Raw genomic sequence first — 2,392 nt, 5'->3', positions numbered from 1 at the left:
ATCTGTACAGAGAAGATAAATAAATAGCTTCAGTTTCATGATAAGGGGGCTGGCGAGGTTTGTCAAGGAATTTTTATGCAAGAGATCTATTGAAATGCCCCTGTAAAATTATACTATTAATTAGTACACTGTAAATTTAAAATTATAAATATGTTAAGCAGATTGGTAATTTTGCTATTAGTTTTTATACTTCCTTTTTCTTCATACTCATACCAGTTTAGAACCAAAGCAAAGCAAGCAGTAGTCTTAGATTTAGCTTCAGACTCGTTCATTTTTGACCATAATTCTGACGAAAAAATGGCCCCATCTTCAATGAGCAAGCTAATGACTTTATATATAGCCTTCGATTATCTAAAAGCTGGAATAATACACATGGAGGATAAATTTCGAGTAAGCAGAAAAGCGTGGGAAAGAAAAGGCTCTTCTATGTTTTTGAAAGAAGGTCAATCCGTTACAGTAAGGGAATTACTTGAAGGAATTACAATAGTCTCAGGCAATGATGCCTGCATAACACTAGCCGAGGGCATTGCAGGATCAGAAGAGAATTTTGTGGCTGAAATGAATGAAGTTGCACAAAATTTGAATCTGAATGACAGTCATTTTGTCAACTCAAGCGGGTGGCCAGATGAAGATCATTTTATGAACGCAAAAGACTTGGTAATGCTGGCAAAAAGGATTTTCACTGATTTTCCTGAATATTATGATTTATTTTCCGAACAATATTTGACATATAATGAAATTGTACAAAAGAATAAAAATCTTCTACTTTTTCACGATATTGGGGTTGATGGCTTAAAAACCGGTTATACAAATGCTGGTGGTTACGGCATTGTAGCATCTGCAAAACGAAACGATAGGAGAATTTTTGCTGTCGTAAATGGCTTAAACACTGAGAAAGAGCGAATAGAAGAAGCAAAAAGACTGATACAATATTCCTTAAATCATTTTAACACCAAGAAAATATTCGCTAAGGATAGCGTAGTTGAGGAAGTAAATGCTCTCTATGGAAAAGATAAAAAAGTGCCTATTACAGTTGCAAACGATGTTACCATAACTTACAACCGCAAATTGCATGACCGAATTAAGGTGCGTATTGAATATAAAGATATGATACCTGCACCAATTAAAAAAGGTCAAGAAGTGGGCAAAGTTTTTGTAGAAATACCAGGTATTGAGCAACAAACTACACCACTTTATGCAGCAAATGACGTGCAGGAATTGAATTTCGTAGAAAAGTTTTTTAGGATGTTATTTTAAGTTTAACATTAAAGCAATTTCGAAAGAGAGATCTATTGCACTTTAGTATAGTTTTAACTAACAATTTCTGTTACAATACAAGATTGAAGTGTTACGAAAATGTGCTGGTTATATTTGTTGCTGTCTAGTATCCTAGAGATGCTGTGGGCTGTAACACTAAAGTTTAGTAACAGTTTTACTAAAGTTGTGCCTTCGATTGCAACATTGGTAATTATGATCATTAGCATTTATTTTTTATCTCTTGCAGCATGCTCTCTACCTATTAGAGTATGCTATGCAGTTTCCTCTGGAATATGCACAATTGGAATAACTATAATTGGTGCAACCACTTTCACAGAGAATATTAATTTATCTCAAGTTTTATGTATCGTTTTAATTGTAATAGGAACCATAGGGCTCAAGCTCTCTATTTAAACCTAAAGTTTATGCATGAATTGGATATATTTACTCTTATCGTCACTAATTGAAGTGTTCTGGGTCATAGCACTTAAGCATAGTTGTGGATTTACTCATCTCGTACCATCAATAATTAGCATATTCTCCATGGCTCTTAGTACATATTTACTTTCGCTCGCTACACGTTCTATACCTATCGGAGTATGCTATGCAATTTGGACTGGAGTGGGCGCTATAGGAGCTTCGATACTTGGAGTTTACCTATTTGATGAACCAGTTAATTTATTCGAAGTAATATGCTTTATTTTAGTTACATTCGGGATTATAGGATTAAAATTGTTTGATACTGCAAAACAAACTGTTGATAAAATGGAATAAAAGATCCCACTGGGATGAAAGAAGCAGATACTCCATATTGTCATGCAAATTGGAATCCAGACTTTTTTCTATATAGCATGGTGAAGACGGGAAACCGTAACCGTTCACACAATGGCGTCAACTTAAGGAAAAATGTCAGAGATTGTGTATAAAATTTCTCTCTAAATTTTTTATCATTAAATTATCCAAAGAGTGCAAGAAACAGCACTTTTGTTTCTATTTTATTGCAACAAAAAAGTTTAAAATGTGTCTTTTTTAGGTGAAACATGCAAAAAGGAAAAAACCTTATTCTACAAATTAAAAATGCAATATACTCGAAAACTTTTCAGAGAATCCATTGTGTTGAGTTTTACATGAACAA

Annotated in this window: 3 protein-coding genes; all 3 read left to right on the top strand. The window is 33.7% G+C overall.

Translation table 11 applies throughout. The annotated features are described in order from the left end of the window. Positions 1-150: 150 nt before the first annotated feature. The 3 genes from OZD61_RS01305 (at position 151) to OZD61_RS01295 (ending at position 2,031) form a co-directional block, all read left to right on the top strand. Positions 151-1,257, top strand: coding sequence for a D-alanyl-D-alanine carboxypeptidase family protein (locus OZD61_RS01305; RefSeq protein WP_274979565.1), 1,107 nt, complete (start codon positions 151-153; stop codon positions 1,255-1,257). A gap of 99 nt (positions 1,258-1,356) precedes the next feature. Further along, the gene (locus OZD61_RS01300; protein WP_274979564.1) at positions 1,357-1,671 is read left to right on the top strand and encodes a DMT family transporter; all 315 of its coding nucleotides are present in this window, start codon (positions 1,357-1,359) and stop codon (positions 1,669-1,671) included. Positions 1,672-1,686: 15 nt separating this feature from the next. Further along, positions 1,687-2,031 (top strand): DMT family transporter, encoded by a 345-nt coding sequence (locus tag OZD61_RS01295; protein WP_274979563.1) that lies wholly within the window; start codon positions 1,687-1,689, stop codon positions 2,029-2,031. Positions 2,032-2,392: the final 361 nt, after the last annotated feature.

The organism is Wolbachia endosymbiont of Drosophila bocki (assembly GCF_028982005.1).
Classification (GTDB): domain Bacteria; phylum Pseudomonadota; class Alphaproteobacteria; order Rickettsiales; family Anaplasmataceae; genus Wolbachia; species Wolbachia pipientis.
This window is presented reverse-complemented; position numbering and strand designations above follow the sequence as displayed.

What these genes read in the sequence shown, in the direction of transcription:
- OZD61_RS01305 (WP_274979565.1), top strand. Translation starts at nt 151, where the DNA reads ATGTTAAGCAGATTGGTAATTTTGCTATTAGTTTTTATACTTCCTTTT.
- OZD61_RS01300 (WP_274979564.1), top strand. Translation starts at nt 1,357, where the DNA reads ATGTGCTGGTTATATTTGTTGCTGTCTAGTATCCTAGAGATGCTGTGG.
- OZD61_RS01295 (WP_274979563.1), top strand. Translation starts at nt 1,687, where the DNA reads ATGAATTGGATATATTTACTCTTATCGTCACTAATTGAAGTGTTCTGG.